The organism is Bradyrhizobium sp., from assembly GCF_035570375.1.
In the GTDB taxonomy this organism is placed as follows: domain Bacteria; phylum Pseudomonadota; class Alphaproteobacteria; order Rhizobiales; family Xanthobacteraceae; genus Bradyrhizobium.
Window position 1 is genome coordinate 1 of sequence record NZ_DATMLW010000122.1, and the last position, 3046, is coordinate 3046.

At 60.3% G+C, this 3046-nt stretch carries 4 protein-coding genes and 1 pseudogene; 1 reads left to right on the forward strand and 4 read right to left on the reverse strand.

What is annotated here, in order from left to right:
- Positions 1–633: 633 nt before the first annotated feature.
- Positions 634–855: a tautomerase family protein gene (locus VNX23_RS12460; protein WP_325630421.1), complete on the reverse strand. Its 222-nt coding sequence runs from the start codon at positions 853–855 to the stop codon at positions 634–636.
- 176 nt (positions 856–1031) lie between these two features.
- On the opposite strand from VNX23_RS12460, the gene VNX23_RS12465 reads away from it, so the two are divergent.
- Complete coding sequence (locus VNX23_RS12465) at positions 1032–1730, forward strand: helix-turn-helix domain-containing protein (protein ID WP_325630423.1); 699 nt, start codon at positions 1032–1034, stop codon at positions 1728–1730.
- 153 nt (positions 1731–1883) lie between these two features.
- Here VNX23_RS12465 and VNX23_RS12470 read toward each other — a convergent pair whose 3' ends face one another.
- From VNX23_RS12470 to VNX23_RS12480, 3 genes and pseudogenes are all read right to left on the reverse strand, one after another.
- Positions 1884–2126 (reverse strand): hypothetical protein, encoded by a 243-nt coding sequence (locus VNX23_RS12470; protein ID WP_325630425.1) that lies wholly within the window; start codon positions 2124–2126, stop codon positions 1884–1886.
- Positions 2127–2298: 172 nt separating this feature from the next.
- A complete protein-coding gene (locus VNX23_RS12475; protein ID WP_325630426.1) occupies positions 2299–2541 on the reverse strand; it encodes a hypothetical protein in 243 nt (80 codons plus the stop codon).
- Between the two features lie 111 nt (positions 2542–2652).
- A pseudogene (locus VNX23_RS12480) lies at positions 2653–3046 on the reverse strand (hypothetical protein); the annotation flags it as partial.

A 3046-nucleotide genomic window follows, 5' to 3' on the forward strand; every position in this document is an offset into this window, starting at 1 on the left:
GGAGATCGAGCGCCGGCTGGCGCGCGACGCCTCGCGCCCGATCATCTTCTATACCCGTGTCGCGACCTGCTGGCGGCCGCGCGTGAAGGGTCTCAACCTTGTCGTCAACAGCGTCTTCAACAGCTGGCGCTTCGAGGACGTGTGGCTCGACAGGTAGAGGGGTGCTCCTCGCCCTCAGTGCTATCTCAAACGGGCGTGGCTAGTCTTCGGGGGCTTAGTAATGGCCGAAAATAGCGGCAGACCTGCCCACGGCCGTTGCATGCGCCGACGGCGCGCTCGCGCCGTAACCGGTCATATGCGAGACTGGTTCGCAGGCTCAAAGTGGGCCCGGGGGGATATCCCGCAGTGAATGAGCGGATCGGCGACGCCAGTCAGAGCACCAGCTCGCAGGCAATTCCGCAAACCGCTAGTGCAGCGCACACGAGCCAAGCTGCAGCCACGTCCTTCGTGCTCAGGAAATAAGCCTGGGAGTGATACCAACATGAAAAACTCATCCACAGCAGTTCGCGGGGGGCCCAGCGTAGGCAATTGCCATTTTGAAATTGCAATTGGCGAAGCGGACGGACGGTGGGCGATGACGCGGAACTAACAGGCGGGCCGGCCGTGTTTACGGCCGGCCCATCCCGCTCGGTGTCAACGTCCCTGGTTCTGGAGCGCCTTGATGTCGGCGGTGGTCAACCCTTTGCCGCCGATGCCCCATTGTCCGCTGGCAACTTCCTGCACGCGGACCCAGGTGACACCCCGCATCGCTTCGCCCTCGATCTCCACCATCACGTCGGTGACCTTACGGATCATTTCCTGCTTCTGGCTTTTGTCGAAGACGCCCTCGATGAGTTGAATATCTACGAGTGGCATGACCATTCCTTCCTCACGCTCGCATCGAGATTATCCCGGTGCGCCGTGAGTCTTTCCCACACTGGGTCCTTGGCGGGCCAGTTCACGAACTGAATCTGGCATGGTACAGAAACTGAACTGGCGCGGCCGAGCTAATGGCCTACAATGCCGCGATGCATCCGGCGAGGGAGCGAGAGATGGCCGAGGGCAGCTACAACCAATTTTGTCCAGTAGCGATGGCAGCCGAAATTCTGTGCACCCGCTGGACGATCGTCTTGTTGCGCGAACTCGTCGCCGGCTCAACGCGGTTCAACGAGCTGCGACGTGGCGTGCCCCGGATGTCGCCGGCGCTGCTGTCGAAGCGGCTGAAGGACCTCGAAGCGGCCGGTATCGTTGCGCGCTCTCAGCTCGCCGGAGATCCGGGCTTGTACGAATACACGCTTACCAGCGCTGGCAAAGATCTGGGGCAGGTCGTGTTCGCAATCGGTGAATGGGGACAGAAATGGGTGACGACCGAGTCATCGCTCGGCAAGTTGGACCCCAATCTGCTGATGTGGGATATGCGCCGGAACATCAACACCAAGCCGCTGCCGCGGGGGCGCAGTACGATCCAGGTCATCTTTTCCGATCTCCAAGAAGCAAGACGGAATTGGTGGCTGATCGTGGAGCCGGGCGCCGACGTTGATCTATGCTCGGTAGACCCTGGTTTTGATGTCGATCTTTATCTTGTCACCGATCTGCGGACGATGACCGAAATCTGGATGGGCTATACTACCATCGCTCACACCAAAAGCGCCGGCACGCTGGTCATCACTGGAAACCGACAGCTTGAGGCGGATTTGCAGACCTGGTTGGGCCTGAGCCCGTTTGCCAAGTTCGAGAAATCTGTCGCTTAAGTGCCCTAGATGACCGGAATGGGGCAATTCCAGTCATTCGGGCGTCCGGGGGCTGAATCAGGGACCGCGACCGATGCCCGACGATCGGCCCAGTGCATCCTCGTTGCTCCGAGCACCTTGGTGTTGCCTTCAGCCCGGATATCGGAAGGTCCCTTACGGTTTCCGCGATACTGTTTCCGCTTCGTAGAGAGCCGCCGCTTTAGCCGCCTCGAAGGAGTCGGCGGTGCCTTCGGCTATCATATTCCATTTCAGCGGATCGCTTGTTTTCTCTCTGACCTTCCAAGTCGGCACGCCGGCTTCCATAAACGCCTCAAGCAATAGGTTTCCTGCCTCCATAAAGACGGCAGGGAGTGTCCAAAGCCCGGCAGGGAGTGGTTTCCATTCGGTATCAGCCACCCGCCCCTCCAGAGAACCAATTGTGACACGATGCGTCAATCGTCATCCACCGTGATTTGGCCGACGAATTCGCTGAATCCTTGGCTTCTTGGAAATTTCGGTAGGCCGAGGCGGATCGGATAAGGGCGACTTGGTCGGAGCGCCGCCAACGGCTCCATCACCAGTTCGCCCATCATCTCGCCGACCCGCGCTGCAACACCTCAATCTCGACAATTATCTGCAACCAGGTGTCGGCAGCCTCATTGTCGCCGCGCGCCTTCAGATTTCGGACCATGTCGCACGCTTTCGTGACCGCCTCGTCGACATGCCGCTCGAGATGCAAGCGTGCGGCTCGGTGAATGTCGGGATCCGAGACCACCATGATCAAGCCGTCTCCGACTTTCGCCGGTCGCGCATCGCAGTTGCTGCCAACCATTCGTTCAGTTTTGACCACCGCCGCCGGCCGGAGACGTTGCGGCAGCAAAGCGTGGTCCATTTCTTGCCGTGCACGCGGATCAGCGTATCAGCGCGACGGGAGACTCCCTCGTCAGATCGCATTGGCTTCCTCGAACATCCGCCGGTGCAACGCGAAATCGTAAGCGCGCTCGAGCAGGTTTTCGGGGTCCCAGTCGCTGCGCTTCACACCGTAGAAATCGCCGCCATAGACATGGATAGCCGCGGTCAGGCGGCCGAGCGGGTTCGTCACCGAGTGGATCACGTCGCGCCCCAACGGCTCGGCGCATCGCTCCCTCAAGGATTTGGCGCCGGCGGCCTCGATCAGTCCGCCGGCTTCACCTGCAACGCGACGCCAGAAGATGTTGTCCTCCCGGCCCGTATAGACCCCGATTACCGCCCACATCCGGTGGTCATGGGGCATGATCGTCATCCTCTTGCCCCAGACAACATTGAGAATTGTCAGCGCGTCGGACTTATAGAGCGGG

Bases quoted from the DNA above. Each gene is read 5' to 3' on its own strand.
- VNX23_RS12475 (WP_325630426.1), bottom strand. From the start codon at position 2,541: ATGGTTGGCAGCAACTGCGATGCGCGACCGGCGAAAGTCGGAGACGGC.
- VNX23_RS12465 (WP_325630423.1), top strand. From the start codon at position 1,032: ATGGCCGAGGGCAGCTACAACCAATTTTGTCCAGTAGCGATGGCAGCC.
- VNX23_RS12460 (WP_325630421.1), bottom strand. From the start codon at position 855: ATGCCACTCGTAGATATTCAACTCATCGAGGGCGTCTTCGACAAAAGC.